At 61.5% G+C, this 17,641-nt stretch carries 14 protein-coding genes; 7 read left to right on the top strand and 7 right to left on the bottom strand.

The window, feature by feature from the left end; all coding sequences use genetic code 11:
• Positions 1-22 precede the first annotated feature (22 nt).
• Positions 23-1,420, bottom strand: a complete 1,398-nt coding sequence (locus HUX88_RS28520) for a hypothetical protein (RefSeq protein WP_176363946.1) — start codon at positions 1,418-1,420, stop codon at positions 23-25.
• Between the two features lie 194 nt (positions 1,421-1,614).
• Between HUX88_RS28520 and HUX88_RS28525 the strand changes: the two genes are divergently transcribed.
• On the top strand, positions 1,615-1,932 hold the full coding sequence (locus HUX88_RS28525) for a cupin domain-containing protein (protein WP_176363947.1): 318 nt from the start codon (positions 1,615-1,617) through the stop codon (positions 1,930-1,932).
• A gap of 5 nt (positions 1,933-1,937) precedes the next feature.
• A complete protein-coding gene (locus HUX88_RS28530; RefSeq protein ID WP_176363948.1) occupies positions 1,938-2,537 on the top strand; it encodes a TetR/AcrR family transcriptional regulator in 600 nt (199 codons plus the stop codon).
• A gap of 5 nt (positions 2,538-2,542) precedes the next feature.
• Here HUX88_RS28530 and HUX88_RS28535 read toward each other — a convergent pair whose 3' ends face one another.
• The 3 genes from HUX88_RS28535 to ppnN all read right to left on the bottom strand — a co-directional run bounded on the left by HUX88_RS28535 (position 2,543) and on the right by ppnN (position 7,456).
• The gene (locus tag HUX88_RS28535) at positions 2,543-4,243 is read right to left on the bottom strand and encodes a methyl-accepting chemotaxis protein (protein WP_176363949.1); all 1,701 of its coding nucleotides are present in this window, start codon (positions 4,241-4,243) and stop codon (positions 2,543-2,545) included.
• A 371-nt stretch (positions 4,244-4,614) separates the two neighbouring features.
• The gene (locus tag HUX88_RS28540; protein ID WP_147330397.1) at positions 4,615-6,036 is read right to left on the bottom strand and encodes a hypothetical protein; all 1,422 of its coding nucleotides are present in this window, start codon (positions 6,034-6,036) and stop codon (positions 4,615-4,617) included.
• 49 nt (positions 6,037-6,085) lie between these two features.
• Entirely contained in the window at positions 6,086-7,456 is a 1,371-nt protein-coding gene (gene ppnN, locus HUX88_RS28545) for a nucleotide 5'-monophosphate nucleosidase PpnN (protein ID WP_117010299.1), read from the bottom strand.
• A gap of 257 nt (positions 7,457-7,713) precedes the next feature.
• On the opposite strand from ppnN, the gene HUX88_RS28550 reads away from it, so the two are divergent.
• Positions 7,714-9,213, top strand: coding sequence for a peptide MFS transporter (locus HUX88_RS28550; RefSeq protein ID WP_117010298.1), 1,500 nt, complete (start codon positions 7,714-7,716; stop codon positions 9,211-9,213).
• A 58-nt stretch (positions 9,214-9,271) separates the two neighbouring features.
• Here the strand turns inward: HUX88_RS28550 and glpD are convergent, their stop codons facing one another.
• Positions 9,272-10,816, bottom strand: coding sequence for a glycerol-3-phosphate dehydrogenase (glpD, locus tag HUX88_RS28555; protein ID WP_176363950.1), 1,545 nt, complete (start codon positions 10,814-10,816; stop codon positions 9,272-9,274).
• Positions 10,817-10,991: 175 nt separating this feature from the next.
• On the opposite strand from glpD, the gene HUX88_RS28560 reads away from it, so the two are divergent.
• Positions 10,992-13,328 (top strand): penicillin-binding protein 1A, encoded by a 2,337-nt coding sequence (locus tag HUX88_RS28560; protein WP_117010573.1) that lies wholly within the window; start codon positions 10,992-10,994, stop codon positions 13,326-13,328.
• Between the two features lies 1 nt (position 13,329).
• Here the strand turns inward: HUX88_RS28560 and HUX88_RS28565 are convergent, their stop codons facing one another.
• Positions 13,330-14,010, bottom strand: a complete 681-nt coding sequence (locus HUX88_RS28565) for a TetR/AcrR family transcriptional regulator (RefSeq protein ID WP_229219603.1) — start codon at positions 14,008-14,010, stop codon at positions 13,330-13,332.
• A 177-nt stretch (positions 14,011-14,187) separates the two neighbouring features.
• On the opposite strand from HUX88_RS28565, the gene HUX88_RS28570 reads away from it, so the two are divergent.
• Together HUX88_RS28570 and HUX88_RS28575 are read left to right on the top strand one after the other, a co-directional pair.
• The gene (locus tag HUX88_RS28570) at positions 14,188-15,102 is read left to right on the top strand and encodes a triacylglycerol lipase (protein WP_176363951.1); all 915 of its coding nucleotides are present in this window, start codon (positions 14,188-14,190) and stop codon (positions 15,100-15,102) included.
• Positions 15,103-15,112: 10 nt separating this feature from the next.
• On the top strand, positions 15,113-16,036 hold the full coding sequence (locus HUX88_RS28575; protein WP_176363952.1) for a lipase secretion chaperone: 924 nt from the start codon (positions 15,113-15,115) through the stop codon (positions 16,034-16,036).
• 8 nt (positions 16,037-16,044) lie between these two features.
• Here HUX88_RS28575 and HUX88_RS28580 read toward each other — a convergent pair whose 3' ends face one another.
• Positions 16,045-16,779 (bottom strand): hypothetical protein, encoded by a 735-nt coding sequence (locus HUX88_RS28580; protein WP_176363953.1) that lies wholly within the window; start codon positions 16,777-16,779, stop codon positions 16,045-16,047.
• 260 nt (positions 16,780-17,039) lie between these two features.
• Between HUX88_RS28580 and HUX88_RS28585 the strand changes: the two genes are divergently transcribed.
• On the top strand, positions 17,040-17,630 hold the full coding sequence (locus HUX88_RS28585) for a DUF4337 domain-containing protein (protein ID WP_117010292.1): 591 nt from the start codon (positions 17,040-17,042) through the stop codon (positions 17,628-17,630).
• The last annotated feature ends 11 nt before the right edge of the window (positions 17,631-17,641 follow it).

Raw genomic sequence — 17,641 nt, forward strand, 5'->3', positions numbered from 1 at the left:
ACCTTTTTTTCCGCCATTGTCCCTAGTGCGGGAGCTTGCCGCGATAGGCCGTCCGCATGACCGTGCCGCCCTCGTTCGTCGTGAGCAGCGAGACCAGCATGTCCGGCAGGATGAACACGGTGGCGGGCCCACGGGCCGCGCCGATGACGAGATCTCTCAGCCGGTAGTTCTTCGAGGGTCCGATGTTCAGCTTTGACTTGATCAGCTCATCGCAATCCGGCCACCATTGTTCATGGGGACACTGGTCCGATCGCACGTACGGTATCCTGCGGCTCTCCAGCCGCTTTGCATATTCGGCCATCACCTGTGCCGGGGGCGAGTCGGAATACAAGGTATAGCCGCTGTAGATTCCAAACGAGGTTTCATACGCGAGCAGCTTGACGTTTGCGCCAAAGGCCTGCGTGGGAACCGAAGGCGCATAGACCATCGGCTGCGCAGGATCATAGGGAATCGCCTTCACCACTTCGTCCCTGCTGGCCTGGTGCCAGTTGGCCAGGCAGTGGGCGTCGGCCGCCGTGAAACAACTGCGGTAGCCGGTCCGCTCGCTGAGAAAAATCTCTTCTGCCGGATTGGCGGCCGGGGGTGCCACCGGCGCCAACGGTTCGGCAGCCCATTTGCCGTTGCTGTCCCGCTGCCATTTATAAGTGGCGTTGAACCAGGTTCGGACACGATCGTATGGGTTGACATCGGACTCGGGCCGGGGCGCGAGTTCAACGCGCGGAATCGGAATGGGATCGCGCCGTTCGCCATTCTCATCGACGACCATCACGAACGACGGCGCATCCATGTCGTCAACATAGGCGAACGACTTCTCGTCGGGCGATACCGCTGCGAGCTGGTTGGCGGCCAGGCGCTTGAGCAGGTCGACCGGCTGCGGCAGAACACTGACCTTCATGGGAAAGACGCTGAGCAGGAATCCCGGCGTCATCGCGCGGGGAAAATACCTGACGCCCTGACGCAAAGGATAGCCAAAATTGAAGCCCCGGGTGGCCACACGTTGGGTATCATCCCGCCCCGGCGTGCCCTGCTCTATGCGTTCGACCACAGGTTTGCCATCCACCTCATGAATCAGAAAGTCCCGCCAGTAGTAGTCCTCATAGACCTCGGCGAAAAAGGCTGGCGTATCCAACTCCGACCAGGGCTCGAGCTGGCGCGCCTCCTTGATGACAATTTTGTCGCGATAAATCAGGCGCTCAGATATCACCTCTCCGGAAGTCATATAACTTCCGCCACCCAAATACCTGACGGTTAGCTTGGTGAACTCCCCATGCGGGACGGCCTTGGTGACATCCTCGTCGTCGAAAAGGGTTTTTGCGTATATCCCCTCGGGCTTGTAGTGCATCGTGCTAAAACAACCGGTAAGCAGGGACGCGGCCATTGCTGGGCCAAGCAATTTAACTAGTTGATTCAAGTAGTTCATTTGATCGCGCCCGACAAGAAACCGAACGCATAGATATTGAGGTCAGGTAGTCTAGCGGATCGAAGCCGATAGAAATGCGCGGATTGTCACGCCGGAACACCCAGCGCCCGCGCAGGGCAATCAAGAATCATGCTTGACTACCTAACGAACGTTAGTTAGAGTGACAACCTCTACTTACCAATAGGAGTTGGCGCATGATTCTGGCTCAACAAGCTCAACGCAACTGGTGCGACTCCGGGATCGCCGGCGTGCAAACCTGTTCGACATGGACCGGCAACGACGGCGATGGCGGCTACCTGGCCAAATTCCAGGCTGGCGCGCGGTTTCCAAAACACGCTCACGACGGATGGGAGCAGATCCTCGTCATATCGGGCGCCATCCGCTTTAACGATGTCGAGATGCGCGCAGGCGATGTGCTGCAGGTTCAGGGATGCGATGAGCATGAAGCCTGCGCATTGGAGGAAACGCTGCTGTTCGTCGCTCACCGCGGCGGCATCGCCATTCTGGAGTGAGCCCCATGGTGCCTACGAAAAAAAACAATCCGCCACTGACGCGGGAAACCATACTCGGCGCGGCAACCCGCCTGTTCCAGCAGCGTGGATTCAACGGCCTTGGTATGCGTCAGATCGCAGAGCACCTGCAAATAAAGGCACCCAGCCTCTATCACCATTTCGCTTCAAAAGAAGATTTGACCAGGCACGCGCTGCGGCAGTATCGGGAGGAACAAGCCACGCGGCTGCTCGCCATCGAGGACGGCGCAGACCTGGCCGAGCAGCTTCGGATGTATGCAGGCCTGTTTGCCGAGATGCTGCACGACGGGAATCGTCTGTGCATGTACGTGACGATGCTGCGCGAGCCGTCTTTTCAGGAGCAAGCCTGCGTCGACGAACTGCAGCTGTTCGCCAAACAAAACATCGACTGGCTTGAGAAAATTCTGCACGCCAGAAAAGGCGCCTCGCGCTTACCGGCGGACGTACGAGAACGCGAGCTGGCGGAAATCATCTTTGCGTCTTTCGAGGGCTTCATGACGGTTTCCCTTGCCGATAAAACGCCAACCGCGGCGTTTCGGAAAAAAGCCGCCAATCTCCTGAAGATCGTGGTCAACTCCACGCGATGATCATCTCAGAATTCTTCCCAGTCGCTTTCAGCTGAAGCGCGTGAATGCGCCACCCGCTTCAGCGGCCTGACATCGTCGGTGGCGACCGGCGCCTTAGCCTGCCGGGACATCGGGGTACGATGGCCGGCCGCCTCCAGCTTCATAACAACCGCCGTGTGCGCGCCATCCAACTTGAACACCCCCACCACTTGCGACAGATTGTTGGCTTGATCCTGCAGCGCCCCCGCCGCTGCGGCGGCTTCTTCGACCAGCGCGGCGTTCTGTTGCGTGACCTCATCCATCTGCACAATCGCCTGGTTGATTTGCTCGATGCCCAGGGTTTGCTCTTGTCCAGCGGTCGTAATCTCCGACATGATTTCGGTCACGCGCTTGACGCTGTCCACGATCTCGCCCATTGTCGCCCCGGCCTGGCCCACCAGTTTGGCGCCGACATCGACCTTGTCGACCGAGTCGTCAATCAGCGTCTTGATCTCTTTAGCGGCTGCGGCCGAGCGTTGCGCCAGGTTGCGCACCTCGGAGGCCACCACAGCAAAGCCCCGGCCCTGTTCTCCAGCGCGGGCCGCTTCAACCGCAGCGTTCAAGGCCAGGATATTGGTCTGGAACGCAATGCCATCGACCACGCTGATGATATCGACGATCTTCCGGGAAGACGCATTGATTGAACTCATGGTGTCCACCACCTGCGCCACCACGCCGCCGCCTTTGACGGCCACTTCGGAAGCGGACGCCGCCAGTTGATTGGCTTGCCGGGCATTGTCGGCGTTCTGCTTGACGATCGACGTCAGCTCCTCCATCGACGACGCTGTTTGTTCCAGCGAACTGGCTTGCCCTTCGGTGCGCGCCGACAGATCGAAATTGCCGGCCGCGATCTGCGCCGACGCGGTGGCGATCGTGTCGGTGCCGATGCGAACCTGACCCACAATGTTTCTCAGGTTGTCGTTCATCACCTTCAGTGCCTGTAATAATTGGCCGATTTCGTCAGTCGACCTAATGTCGATGTGGCTGGTCAAATCGCCCGCCGCCACGGTCTCCGCCACTTTTACCGCCTCGCTGATCGGACGGGTGATCGAACGGGTGATGCCATACGCAAAAGCCACGCCGATCAGCAGCGCCGCCAGGCCCAGGCCGACCATCAAACGCCGGGAAGACGCAATGTTCTGCTTGATGTCGCCTCCGCTGGCTTCGACGATCTTTTTCTGCTGGTTGGTCAATTCCTTGACGCTGCCCTGCAGCACATCGAGCATTGGGAGCGTTTCCGCGATCATCAAGCTTGTGGCCTGCTCGCGCTGATCCTCAGCCACCAACTTGCCGACCTTGCTGAAGGAGACCACATACCGCGCACGTTGCTCCTTGATTTTCGCCAGCAGGGCCCGGCCTTCCGGCAAATAGACCAGGCGATCGAGCATCGCCAGCGCTTCGCTGATGGTCTTCTTGTTGACCTCGATCTGTTCGCGCACCTTGTCCGCATAGGCCTTGTCTGGCGCGATCAGCAACTCCATCGAGCGGCGCGCGTTGGCCCGCGTGGTGGCGTCGATGACGTTTGCCGCCTCCGCCTTGACCCAGTCCTTCTCGATCATTTTGCCGCTGGTTTCGCCGATGTCCGCCAAGTGCATGAGGCAGACCACGATCAGCGACGCCATCAGCGTCAACACCAGCCCGAAACCTGCGCCGAGCCGGCCGGCGATCCGTATATTCGCGAAACTCATTTAGACTCTCCTGACTCTGGATAACTGCGATATGCGATTCCGTTACATCGGAGCGGACACCCGTGCCGAGCAGCGTGCTTTTCGATCAATCCGATGTTTTCTCGTTGTGCGCCAGTTAGCCATCACGGGATAGATCGTCTACCCCGGCGCGGCGCGCGAACGCGCTCATTCCGGTGTGAGAACTATTCGATGAGATATTGCACGGGGTTAGGTGCGAGGAGCTTCGGTTGGCGCAAAATTGATATAATTGACTAATTCAATTATACCTGTATTTGCTTATTGAGATTTATTGAATTTGATAATTCTTGATTTACATTAAGATGCCTTGCCGCAACAAGGCAGTATCGCGGACTGCTGCGCCCGAGTCAGCTTCATTCAGCGCTCGGTGGATCTCCGCGCGAAAAGTCCTGGCGGAAGATGGTCGCGATCATGGTGCCGCCATTCTTCGATGACAGGACGACGACGGCGAGATTCCGCATGACGAACACCGTGCCGCCAGTCTCTCCGGCGTGGATCACCTCATCCAGTCCATAGCCATTGCGCCCCTGCTTGCCCAGGTTGGACTTGATCAAAGCGTCACAGTCGCTGCGCTTATTATCCTCGCCGCGTGGACATTGATCGACCCGCACGAAGGTGATCTTGCGCTGCTGGAGGCGCCTGGAGATCTCGGCGACCACCTTCTCCGGCGTGGATTCCGCGAACAGCGTATAGCCGCTGCCGCTAAAATGGACGCGGCGAAGCAGCACCAGTTTCGCATTGGCGCCGAACGCCTGCATGGGCGTAACCGGAGCGTACACAAACGGCGGAGTATAGTCCTCGCCAAATTCACGATTCATCTCGCCGGCCGTCGCCTGGCGCCAGCCGCTCGCGCAGCCTTTATGGGCGGTGATGAAGCAATTGCGATATCCGCCAGCCTCAGTCAGGAATATCTCTTCGAGAGGGTTGGCGGTGTTGCGATGCTCCGGTGCCACAGGTGCGATAGGTACGATATCCCATTTCCCTTCCGCGTTACGCTGCCAGGTGTAGGACTGGTCGAACCAGGCACGGACGCGTTCATATGGATTTACCTTAGGATCCGGTTCGCGCGGCAGGCTGACGATCGGAATGGGCAGCGCATCGCGCGACTCGCCATTGTCATCCGCAACCAGCAGGCTCGATGGCTCATCCAGGCTGTCCACGTAGGCAAACGACTTCTGATCCGGCGAAATCGATGCAAGGGACTGTATCCAAAGCTTATCGCGGCGTTCGTTGAAGGGAGCCGGCAGCACTTGCACCTTCATGGGAAAAACGCTAAGCAAAAATCCCGGCGTCGATACACCGGGGAAGTATCTTGCGCCAGCGCGCAGTGGATAACCGAACGGGAATTCCCTGGTCATCACGCGCTGGCTATCGCTGTGCTCCAAGTCGCCATGGTCTATGCGGTCCACCACCACCTTGCCGGCGGTTTCGTGCACCAGGTATTCCTCTTTCTCCAATGGCGAGTTGGAGTGCACGAAAAAGGCGGGGCGATCGAGGCCTGGCCAAGGTTCGATCAGGTCGGACTTCTCGATGACGATCCGGCCATTGTGGATCAGGCGTTTGTAGTCCGAGTGCCATGCGCCGAAAAAGCCCTTGCCGCCCGACTGCCGAATGGAGAGCACAGTAAATCGTCCATTGGGCGCGTCCTTCGTGACGTATTCGCCGTCCTTGAGGGTGCTGACATACGGCCCAAAAGGCTTTTGCATATTACTGGTTTCGCAGCCGGCCAGCAGGCCAAGGGCGATCAAACAAATTACAGGGACGGCTTTGGCCATAGTGCTCGATCTGGCGTCCGCGCACACCGCACGCGGACGCCGGCTGGTGTTACTGGATCACGCGATAGCAAGGCGTGTACTGCTTGCCCGCCAGTTTCATGCGATGCTGCGCCACGAAGGATGCCAGCAGCGCGTCCATCGGCCCCATGATCTCCTTGTCGCCGTGGATTTCAAAGTGGCCGAACTTCTCGATGGCGCGTATGCCCTCGTCCTTGACGTTACCCGCCACCACGCCCGAAAACGCCCGGCGCAGGTTCGCCGCCAGCAGGTGCACTTCCTGGTTCTTGTGCAGGCTCAGGTTGCGCATGTTCTCGTGCGTGGGCGCGAACGGATGCTGGAACTCGTGGTCGATCTTCAGGCCCCAGTTGAAGTAGTAGGCGTCGCTGCGGGATTTGCGGAACTCGCGCACCTGCTTGATCCCCGCCTGCATCTCGCGCGCCACCAGTTCCGGATCGTCGATGATGATCTTGTAGCGCTGCTGCGCCTCGGGGCCCAGCGTATCGTGGATGAACTGGTTGATCTGCACGAAGTACTCGCGCGAGGTCTCCGGCCCGGTGAACACCAGCGGGAACGGGATCTCGGCGTTATCGGGGTGCAGCAGGATGCCCAGTATATAAAGGATCTCCTCGGCCGTCCCCGCGCCGCCGGGGAACACGACGATGCCGTGGCCGGAGCGCACGAACGCTTCCAGGCGCTTCTCGATGTCCGGCATGATCACCAGCTCATTGACGATAGGGTTCGGCGATTCGGCCGCGATGATGCCCGGTTCCGAGATGCCCAGGTAGCGTCCCTTGTGCAGGCGCTGCTTGGCGTGGCCGATGGTGGCGCCCTTCATCGGGCCCTTCATCGCGCCGGGACCGCAGCCGGTGCAGATGTCCAGGTCGCGCAAGCCCATTTGATAGCCGACTTCCTTCGAGTAGTTATACTCGGCGCGGTTGATCGAGTGTCCGCCCCAGCACACCACCAGGTTCGGATTGAGCATGGGCTTGAGCACGCCGGCGTTGCGGAGGATGTGGAACACCGAATCGGTGATGCCTTCGGTGCTGCCCATGTCGAACTTCGGATTGTCGCTCACCTCATTGCTGACGAAGACGATATCGCGCAGCACCGCGAACAGGTGCTCGTGGATACCCTTGATCATTTTGCCGTCGACGAAGGCGATCGCCGGCGCTCCCTTGATATCGAGCTTGATGCCTCGCTCGCGCTGCACAATGCTGATTTCGAACGACTTGTATCGTTCCAGCAGTTCCTTTCCATCGTCGATCGTGCTGCCGCAATTGAGCACGGCCAGCGCGCAATTGCGGAAGATGTTATAGAGGCCGCCCTGGCTTGTGTCGAGCAGCTTGTTCACTTCCGCCTTCGAAAGCACTTCCAGCTGGCCTTCGGGCGAAATCAGGGTATCGACAACGTCATGTTCCATGATGCGTAAATCCTTATTCAAATTCGATGCATAACAGGTAAGCCTGCCCTGCCAATATACGACAAACCGGCGCATTTTGGGGCGGAGAATGCCGCAGCAGGAATTTACATAGTTCTTAGCACAAAAGACATAACTTTGCAGGCACGCCATCAAAATGTACGGGCGGGGCGATTTGTAGATTAAAATGGCGCCCAATTTGGATCCCCATAAGGGAACCCGAGACACTTTTCATAGATCACAAAATTAGGAGAAGCCGCATGAGCGGTGCTACCACCACCAATACGGAAGTCGTTATTCCCGAATTCAAGCAGATCATGGGTCACCCTGCTCCGCTGTGGATGTTGTTCATGACCGAGTTCTGGGAGCGTTTCGCGTTCTACGGCATACGCTGGGCCCTGGTGCTCTACGTCGTGGCGCAGTTCTACGCTGGCGCGCCCACCGGCGAGGCTCCGGCCAACCTGATTTACGGCTCCTACCTGGCGCTGGTCTACGCCGCAGCGCTGTTCGGCGGCTACGTGGCCGACCGTGTCCTCGGCTACCAGCGCTCCATCCTGGTCGGCGCGAGCTTCATGGCGGCCGGCCTGTTCATGATCGCCTTCCCCAACCAGACCGTATTCCAGCTTGGCCTGGCGACCGTCATCGTCGGCAACGGCATGTTCAAGCCGAACATCTCGACCATGGTCGGCAAGCTGTATGGCGCCACCGATCCACGCCGCGATTCCGGCTTCACCATTTTCTACATGGGGATTAACTCCGGCGCGATGGTCGCACCGCTGCTGACCGAGTGGCTCGCAACGACCGTCTTCGGCGTCAACGGCATGCCCGCGTACAAAGTGGTGTTCATGTCGGCCGGCGTCGGCATGCTGATCTCCCTGGTGTGGTTCCTCATCGGCCGCCGCAACCTGAAAGGCATCGGCGCTCCGGACGCATCGAACTCCGATCCAAAGCGCGTGGTGTATGTGGTTCTGGGCTCGCTGTGCGTGATCCCCGTGGTTTACTTCCTGCTGGCCGCCGGCGCCAACAACCTGCAGATCGTGCTGTCCGCGCTGTTCATCCTGCTGTCGGTGATGCTGCTGATCGAAGGCATCAAGAACGGCAAGGTCGCCCGCGACAAGGTCATCGCCATGCTGCTGATCTTCTTCTTCAACATCATGTTCTGGATGTTCTTCGAACAGGCAGGCAGCTCGTTCACCTTCCTGGCCGATAAAATCGTCAACCGCCAGATGTTCAACTGGACCTTCCCTGTGGCCTGGTTCCAGATCGTGAACTCGCTGGCCATCATCAGCTGCGCGCCGATCGTCGCCTTCGTCTGGGTCGCCATGCGCAACAAGAATCCTTCGATCCCGCGCAAATTCGGCCTGGGCCTGCTGTTCAACGGTTCCGCCTTCGGCCTGCTGATGTTCGCGCTGTCGTCGCTGGTCAGCGCCGACAACCATATCCCGTTCTGGACCCTGGTCATGGTCTACGTGCTGCAGTCGATCGGTGAACTGTGCCTGTCGCCTATCGGCCTGTCGATGGTGACCAAGCTGGCGCCTACCCGCCTGGTTGGCCTGGGCATGGGCGGCTGGTTCCTGTCGACCGGCATCGGCAACAACCTGTCGGGCATCTTCGCTTCGGCGGTCAGCGGCGAGAGCGGCATGTCGGTGACGTCGGCGCTGTCCGGCTACACCTTCGGCTTCTGGTCGCTGATGGCTGGCGGCGTGCTGCTGTTCCTGATCGCACCGCTGATCCAGAAGCTGATGCACGGCGTGAAGTAAGTCTTCCGCACCAAATAAAAAACCACCTGCACGGAGCACGCTCCGGCAGGTGGTTTTTTTATGCGGCCTGCTTGTACTGGAACGGGTTCGCCACAAGCCAGGCCTGCAGCTTGTCGCCGGCATCCTTCGGCAGGTGCAGGCCCAGTTTGGAGCGCCGCCACAGGATGTCCTGCGCGGTGCGCGCCCACTCGTAGCGGCGCAGGTATTCCACTTCCGCCGCGTACAGGCCGGGCGCGATCTCCTCGCCCATTTCGGCGATATCCTCTTTCTTCCCGAGCAGCGTGTGCACGCGCGTGCCGTAGGCGCGGGCGTAGCGCGCCACCAGCAACGGCGGCAGCCAGCTGTAGCGGCCCTGCACATTGCGCAGCCAGTTGTCGAACTCCAGCACCGAGCGGTTCTGCGGCTCGGCGCCGAACAAATCGCCGCCCGGCAGGCAGGCGTTGTGGGTCCAGGCGCCGTGGCGGTTGCCCAGCGACTTGGCGATCAGGTCGACCGCCTCCTCCGCCAGCTTGCGGAAGGTGGTGATCTTGCCGCCGAAGACGCTCAGCATCGGCGGGCCGTCGCTGTCGACTTCCAGCCGGTAGTCGCGGGTGACGGCCTTGGCGTCGGCGCCGTCCTCCACCAGTGGGCGCACGCCCGAATAAGTCCACACCACGTCGGCCGGCACGATGGGCTTGACGAAGTACTGGCTGGCCAGCTCGCACAGGTAGGCGATTTCGTCCTCGCTGATGGCGACCTGGTTGGCGTCGCCGTGGTAATCGAGGTCGGTGGTGCCGATCAGCGTGAAGTCGCGCTCATACGGAATCGCGAACACGATGCGGCCGTCCGGGTGCTGGAAGATGTAGGCGTTGTCGTGCTCGAAGATGCGCTTGACGATGATATGGCTGCCCTTGATCAGCCGGAGATTGCCGCCGCCCTCCTTCGGCAGCGTCGAATGCAGCAGGCTCGCGGTCCACGGCCCGGCGGCGTTCACCACGTAGCGCGCGTTGACGCGGATGTCGCCGCAGCCGGTCTTGTGCAGCGCCGCTTCCCAGCCGTCCGCCTTGCGCGTCAAGCCGCCGCACAGGGTCCGGGTCAGGATGGTGGCGCCCTTTTCGCAGGCGTCGATGGCGTTCAGCACCACCAGCCGGGCGTCGTCCACCCAGCCGTCCGAGTAGATAAAGCCGCGCTGGAATTCGGGCTTGAGCGGCTTGCCCGCCGCGTGCGCGCGCAGGTTGATGCCGGCCGACGCGGGTAGCAGCTCGCGCTTGGCCAGCAGGTCGTACAGCATCAGGCCGGCCCGTATCATCAGCGCCGGGCGCTGGCCGGGCGCATGCGGCATCACGAAGCGCAGCGGCCACATGATGTGCGGCGCGGCGCGCAGCAGCACCTCGCGCTCGATCAGCGCCTTGCGCACCAGGTTGAATTCGTAGTACTCCAGATAACGCAGGCCGCCGTGTATCAGCTTGGTGGAGGCCGACGAGGTATGCGACGCCAGGTCGTCTTTTTCGCACAGCACCACCGACAAGCCCCGCCCCGCCGCGTCGCGCGCGATGCCGGCGCCATTGATGCCGCCTCCGACGATCAGGATGTCGCAATCAAGAGTGTGCAGCGGTTCCGCCATGTCTTCCCCGGTTGTAGAGCGTTTTTACCCAATATCTATTACGTTACGACAAAATCACCAATAGTCATAGGGGTGAGTGACCATATTTGCATAAAAAGCCACTTTTCATTTAAGGGTAGCCAAATTTTTGTTGGTCTATAATCGCGCCTACCGCCGCTATCGTGAGACTAACGCCTTGACTGCTTCCCCCATCAATCTGTCCAAATGGCTGACCCGCCGCAACGCCATTCGCGGCTTTATCGTGGCCGGCGTCGCCGCGCTGATCGCAGGCGGCCTGCTGCTGGCCTACCTGCTGCTGTATGTGGCGCCCAACCTGCCGTCGCTGGAGGTCATCACCGACTACCGCCCGAAGATCCCGCTGCGCATCTACACCGCCGACAATGCCCTGATCGGCGAATTCGGCGAGGAACACCGCGATTTCGTGCCGATCAAGGACATCCCGGAGATGATGAAGAAGTCCGTGCTGGCGATCGAGGACAAGCGCTTCTACGACCATAACGGCATCGACTGGCGCCGCGCGCTGGGCGCCGCGCGCGCCAACCTGGGCGGCGCGATGCGCCAGGGCGGTTCCACCATCACCATGCAGGTGGCGCGTAACTTCTTCCTCACCCGCGAAAAATTCTACGGCCGCAAACTCAATGAGGTCATGCTGGCGTTTAAGATCGAGGCTGCGCTCAGCAAGGAGCAGATCCTCGAACTGTATATGAACCAGATCTACCTCGGCCAGCGCTCCTTCGGTTTCGGCGCCGCCTCGCAGGTCTACTTCGGCAAGCCGCTCAAGGACCTCGACATCGCCGAGATGGCGATGCTGGCCGGCCTGCCGCAGAATCCGGCCCGCCACAACCCGGCCGTCAATCCCAAGCGCGCCAAGCAACGGCAGCATGTGGTGCTCAAGTCCATGCGCGACCTGGACTACATCACCGAAGACCAGTACCAGAAGGCGCTGCACGAAACGCTGCACGTCAGCCATCGCGGCCAGGAGTTCGACACCCACGCCGAGTACGTGGCCGAGCTGGCGCGCCAGGTGGTGTACGCCCAATTCAAAGAGGACTCGTACACCAAGGGCATCAGCGTCTACACCACCATCCTGAAGGCCGACCAGAACGCGGCCTACGAATCGGTGCGCCGCAATGTGCTGAACTACGACCAGCGCCACGGCTACCGCGGCCCGGAAGCCTTCATCACGCTGCCGGCCACCGAGGACGAGCGCGACGACGCCATCGAGGAAGCGCTGCAGCGCCGTCCGGGCAGCGACCGCCTGATCCCGGCCGTGGTGCTGGAGGTGGGCGCCAAGTCGGTCAAGGTGCAGAATCCGTTCGGCGAGGAGATCACCATCAGCGGCGACGGCCTGCGCCTTGCCGCCAATGCGCTGAGCGACAAGGCCAAGGACACGGTCCGCCTGCGCCCCGGCGCGGTGATCCGCATCATCCAGGAGAAGAACAACTGGAGCATCACGCAGGTGCCGCAGGTGGCGGCGGCGTTCGTGTCCATCGATTCGGTCACCGGCGGCTATCACGCCATGGTCGGCGGATTCGATTACAACCTGCAGAAGTTCAACCACGTCACGCAGGCATGGCGCCAGCCGGGTTCCTCGATCAAGCCGTTCGTGTATTCGGCGGCGCTGGAAAAAGGCTTCTCGCCGGCGACCCTGATCAACGACGTGCCGCTGGACCTGACCGGCGCGGAAACCGGCAACGAAGCCTGGAGCCCGAAGAACGACGACGGCAAGTTCGACGGCCCGATCACCATGCGTACCGCGCTGGCCGAATCGAAGAACGTGGCCTCGGTACGCATCCTGCGCTCGATCACGGTGCCGTACGCGCACAACTACCTGGGCAAGTTCGGCTTCGACCTGGCCAAGCATCCGAAGAACCTGACCATGGCGCTGGGCACCGGCTCGGTCACACCGGCGCAGCTGGTGGGCGCGTACTCGGTGTTCGCCAACGGCGGCTACACCGTCGAGCCTTACCTGATCGCGAAGATCGTCGACGGCAGCGGCAAGATCATCTCCGAGGCCAAGCCGCGCACCGCGCTGCCGGACGACGCCCGCGTCATCGATCCGCGCAACGCCTTCGTCACCGACAGCATGCTGCGCCAGGTCACACGCACCGGCACCGGCGCCGCCGTGGCACGCCTGGGCCGCCCCGACCTGGCCGGCAAGACCGGCACGTCCAGCGACGCCATCGACGGCTGGTTCGCCGGCTACGGCGGCGGCATTGTGGCGGTGTCGTGGATGGGTTACGACGATTCGAAATCGTTGGGCGGCAAGGAGTTCGGCTCCAGCGTGGCGCTGCCGATCTGGATCGACTACATGAAGGTGGCGCTACAAAGCCGTCCGCCGCAGGAGCGCCAGGTGCCGGCCGGGCTGACGCAGGTGGACGGCGAGTGGCTGTACGACGAGTTCACCGGCGACGCCGCGCGCCATACGCTGGACATGGACGACGTGCCGCCGGGCGCGGAGAACGTGGCGCCGCAGCCGGCCGGCACGACGCCGCCGCCACCGACCAACTAAATCAGGGCGCCAGGTAGGCGCGCATCAGGCGCACGGCACTGTCCGCAAACTGGTCCGGGCTGATATCCGCAGCCCGGTACTTCCAGCGTTTCACATACCAATCCTGGAACATCGCCATGATGTGCGCGGCCTGCATTTCCGGGCTGCCTTCGGGACGTTCGGGGATCTGCGCGATCACGCCGGCGAACAAGCCCTGCACGAACAACTCCGATTCCTTGGCCGTGGTGCGCTGGGCCGCCTGCAGCACGCGCGAATCCATGAACACAAAATAGAACCACGGCTGCAGGATCTCGGAGACGTAGATCGAGGCGCGTATCAAGGCCTCCAGCTTGTCCAGCGGATCGGCGACGTCGTCGGACAGGCGCGGCATCTCGTGGGTGGCGTGGCGCACCACGTCCTCGATCATCTCCGCCAGTTGGTCCTTGTTGCTGATGTAGCCGTACAAGCCGCCCATCGACAAGCCTGTTTCCTGGCACAGGTCGCGCAGGTTCATGGCGCGGAAGCCGACGTCGTTGGCCAGCTTGAACGTGGCGCGGAAGATCCGCTCCAGGTTTTCCAGCGCCGGCTTGCGGCGCTTGACGGTGATGCGTTCAGCGTTGTGGTCGAGCAGATATGCCCAGACATTGGCGCCGTCCAGCGGCGTCATCGCCTGAAATTGTTGGAAGTCGAATCGCGACGGCAAGGTAGTCTCTTTGTAGGATTTTTGTCATCGATTATAGCGCACGAAAACAACTGGCATCGGCAGCCCATCAGATTGGCTCCCCAGGCCTAGCGTGCGGACTGCAACGCCATCGGCTCGGTGCTACATTTTGTTGACCGGGGAAGCACCCGGACTTCAAAAATACCACCGGAGACTTCAATGATTAAACGCTATTGGACCTACCTCGCAGCCTGCCTGCTCGCACTCGCCGCCCTGCCCGCGCCATCCTGGGCCACCGGCTACACGCAAACCAAATATCCCATCGTGCTGGTGCACGGCCTGTTCGGCTTCGACAACATCGGCCCGGTCGACTACTTCTACGGCATCGCCTCGGGGCTGCGCAGCGGCGGCGCCAATGTGTATGTGACGTCGGTGTCGGCAGCCAACAGCACCGAGGTGCGCGGCGAACAACTGCTTTTGCAGGTCAAGCAGATCCTGGCGGCGACCGGCGCCTCCAAGGTCAACCTGATCGGCCATAGCCACGGCGGCCCCACCGCGCGCTATGTGGCGTCGGTGCGCCCGGACCTGGTGGCTTCGGTCAGCAGCGTCGGTGGCGTCAACAAGGGTTCGAGGGTGGCCGATGTGCTGATCGGCGCCGTGCCCGACGTGACCTACACGCTGGCCAACGCGGTGTCGGGCTTCATCAGCTTCCTGTCCGGCAGCCCGACCTTGCCGCAGAACGCGCGCGCGGCGGCGACCTCGCTGAGCACCGCCGGCACGCTGGCCTTCAACAGCAACCACCCCGAAGGCGTGCCGACGTCGGCCTGCGGCGAAGGCGCGTATCAGGTCCATGGCGTGTACTACTTCTCGTGGAGCGGCGCGCAGCCTTACACCAATGTGCTGGACATCAGCGATCCGGTGCTGGCACTGACTGCGATCGCCTTCAACGGCGCCAAGAATGATGGCCTGGTCAGCAGCTGCTCCAGCCATCTTGGCCGGGTGATCCGCGACGATTATGCGATGAACCACCTGGATGAAGTCAACCAGATGGTGGGCATCACCAATCTGTTCGAGACCAGCCCCGTGACCATCTTCCGCCAGCAAGCCAACCGCCTGCAGGGACTGGGATTGTAAGGAGCGCACGATGAACACGAACGCAAAACTGCTGCGCTTCGGCGCATTGGCCGCTGTTGCCGGCATCGGCCTCTATCTGGCGCTGCCGCGCAGCGAGCCTCCGCCGGCCAGGCCTGCCGCGGATCCGAACTACTTTGCGTTCGTGCCGTCGATGATCGGCACCCGGCCCGACGGCGACGTGCGCCAGGTCGCTGGCGGCAAGCTGGCGATCAATGCGGAACTGGCCTACCTGTTCGACTACTATCTGGCGGGGCTGGGCGAGAAGCCGTTGGAGGCGATCCGCGTGGAGATAGGCCGCGAACTGGATCGCCGCCTGGGCGCGGCGCCGGCGGCCGAGGCCAAGCGCCTGCTCGACGCCTACCTGGCCTACAAGCGCGCGCTGGTCGATGTGGAGCGCGCGCTGCCGGCCACACCTGATCTGGCTAAGGGAGCGCACCAGCGGCTGGAGGCCATGCAGCGCCTGCGGCGCTCCTATTTCAGCGACGCGGAAGCCGAGGGGCTGTTCAGCGCCAGCGATGCCTACGACCTGGATGCGCTGGCGCGGCTGGAGATCAATGCGGACAAGGGCTTGAGCGATGCGCAGCGCAAGGAGCGCATCGCCGCGCTTGATGCGAAGCTGTCGCCGCAGGAGCGCGAGGACCGCGCCGCGCCGGCCAGGGTGTTGAAACTGGAGGAAGCGGTGTCGAAGGCACGCGAACAAGGCCTGGGCGACAACGAGACCTACCGCATGCGCGCGGCGGCGCTATCGCCCGAAGCGGCGGCGCGTTTGGCCGACGTGGACCGAGAGGAAGCCGACTGGCACCGGCGCATCGCCAGCTACCAGGCGCAGCGCCAGCAGCTGGCCGGGGCCGGCGATCCCGCGTCATTGCAGAAACTGCGCGACGCCATCTTCTCCGCCGACGAGCAAAAGCGCCTGGGTGCATACGAACAGTAAGCGTACTTCTAATGCACGTAGCGGGCGATGTAGTACACGCCCGCCACCAGCAGCGACGCCAGGCCATAAAATTTCCATGCCTGGTTTGCGAAGCCTTTATACAGCTCGATTGAATGACTGGCCAATGCGGCATGGAAGTCTTCACGCTGGAGGGCCAACGCGGCGTGAAGCTCTTCGTGCTGATGAGCCAATGCAGCGTGAAACTCTTCGTGCTGATGAGCTAGTGCGGCGTGAAACTCTTCTCGCTGCTGAGCCAACGCAGTCTGAAACTCGTCCCGCAGTTGAGCCAACGCAGTCCGAAACTCGTCGCGCTGATTAGCCATCGCAACGTGAAAGTCGTCACGCTGATTCGCCAACGCAACACTAAACTCCTCATGCAGCTTTGCCAGCGCCACCTGAAACTCTTCGCGCTGCTTTGCCAGCGCGGCGTTGAAGTCGATGCGCTGATTGGACAGCGCGGCGTTGAAGTCGATGCGCTGGTTGGACAGCGCCGCCAAGACCTCTTCGCGCAACTTGTCGATTTCGGCCTTGACCTCCTGCCGATGACTGTAAAACGCGGCGGCAATCCGTTCGAAGCCCTCGTGCATCTCCGCTCGCAAAGCTTGCAAATCATCTTTGGTGGCGAAGTTGTTTTGCATGACAGCCACGTCCTTCTCCAACACCCCGAGGCGCGCCTCGACACGTTCATCATAGGTGCGGCTCGGGACATTTTCAAATTTACTTCCTTCAATGTTCGCAGGCATGGCAGCTCCTCGACAGCGGGACACTCTCCACACTAGCGCACCTGCGGGCCGCTCCGTTTGCGTCAGATCAGCGAAAAAAAAGCAGCCCGAAGGCTGCTTCACTTTGCTGCTACGCCAGATAGTGGCTTACTTTATTGTTAGAACTCTCTTGCCGCAATATGCTGCCCAGCCGCTGCAGCGTCAACCAGATTCTTCGGATGTGTGGCGCGATCCGCACAGTTATCGGTTAAGCTTGCGGTTTTTACACCTCCCCTACCGACATGGAACCATTGGAAATTCTCGACACCCAGACCGAAGCCCAGGCCGCCGGCAAGAAACTCAACGCCACCGTCGCCATCACGGTCGCGCTGCTGGCCACCTTCATGGGCATCTGCAAGGTCAAGGACGACAACATCAACCAAAGCATGCAGCAGGCGCAGGCCAACCGGGTCGACCATTGGGCCTTCTACCAGGCCCGCAACGTGCGCGAGGAAGTCGCCAGGTCGACCGTGGTGCAGCTGCGCCTGGCGTCGGCGGGCAAGCCGGCGGCCGAACAGGCGGCCTATCAGCAGGCGATCCAGGAGTACGAGAAAGTGGCGCAGGACCAGGCCACCAAAAAGGCCGACGCCAAGGCCCAGGCCGAACAGGACCAGAAAACCTACGACGCCGCCAACTTCAAGGACGACCAGTTCGACCTGTCGGACGCGCTGCTGGCGATCGCCATCTCGCTGCTGGCCATCACCGCGCTGACCCAGTTGTGGGCGCTGTACTTCACCGCGCTGGTGCCGACCGCGTTCGGCGTGCTGATGGGCTTATCGGGCCTGGCCGGCTGGGGCCTGCACCCGGACTCATTGATCGCACTGCTGTCCTGACGGTAGCGGCG

Source organism: Duganella sp. BJB1802 (assembly GCF_013369445.1).
Lineage (GTDB): Bacteria > Pseudomonadota > Gammaproteobacteria > Burkholderiales > Burkholderiaceae_D > Rugamonas > Rugamonas vulcania_A.

What these genes read in the sequence shown, in the direction of transcription:
- HUX88_RS28575 (WP_176363952.1), top strand. Translation starts at nt 15,113, where the DNA reads ATGAACACGAACGCAAAACTGCTGCGCTTCGGCGCATTGGCCGCTGTT.
- HUX88_RS28540 (WP_147330397.1), bottom strand. Translation starts at nt 6,036, where the DNA reads ATGGCCAAAGCCGTCCCTGTAATTTGTTTGATCGCCCTTGGCCTGCTG.
- HUX88_RS28520 (WP_176363946.1), bottom strand. Translation starts at nt 1,420, where the DNA reads ATGAACTACTTGAATCAACTAGTTAAATTGCTTGGCCCAGCAATGGCC.
- ppnN (WP_117010299.1), bottom strand. Translation starts at nt 7,456, where the DNA reads ATGGAACATGACGTTGTCGATACCCTGATTTCGCCCGAAGGCCAGCTG.
- HUX88_RS28535 (WP_176363949.1), bottom strand. Translation starts at nt 4,243, where the DNA reads ATGAGTTTCGCGAATATACGGATCGCCGGCCGGCTCGGCGCAGGTTTC.
- HUX88_RS28550 (WP_117010298.1), top strand. Translation starts at nt 7,714, where the DNA reads ATGAGCGGTGCTACCACCACCAATACGGAAGTCGTTATTCCCGAATTC.
- HUX88_RS28525 (WP_176363947.1), top strand. Translation starts at nt 1,615, where the DNA reads ATGATTCTGGCTCAACAAGCTCAACGCAACTGGTGCGACTCCGGGATC.
- glpD (WP_176363950.1), bottom strand. Translation starts at nt 10,816, where the DNA reads ATGGCGGAACCGCTGCACACTCTTGATTGCGACATCCTGATCGTCGGA.
- HUX88_RS28580 (WP_176363953.1), bottom strand. Translation starts at nt 16,779, where the DNA reads ATGCCTGCGAACATTGAAGGAAGTAAATTTGAAAATGTCCCGAGCCGC.
- HUX88_RS28585 (WP_117010292.1), top strand. Translation starts at nt 17,040, where the DNA reads ATGGAACCATTGGAAATTCTCGACACCCAGACCGAAGCCCAGGCCGCC.
- HUX88_RS28570 (WP_176363951.1), top strand. Translation starts at nt 14,188, where the DNA reads ATGATTAAACGCTATTGGACCTACCTCGCAGCCTGCCTGCTCGCACTC.
- HUX88_RS28530 (WP_176363948.1), top strand. Translation starts at nt 1,938, where the DNA reads ATGGTGCCTACGAAAAAAAACAATCCGCCACTGACGCGGGAAACCATA.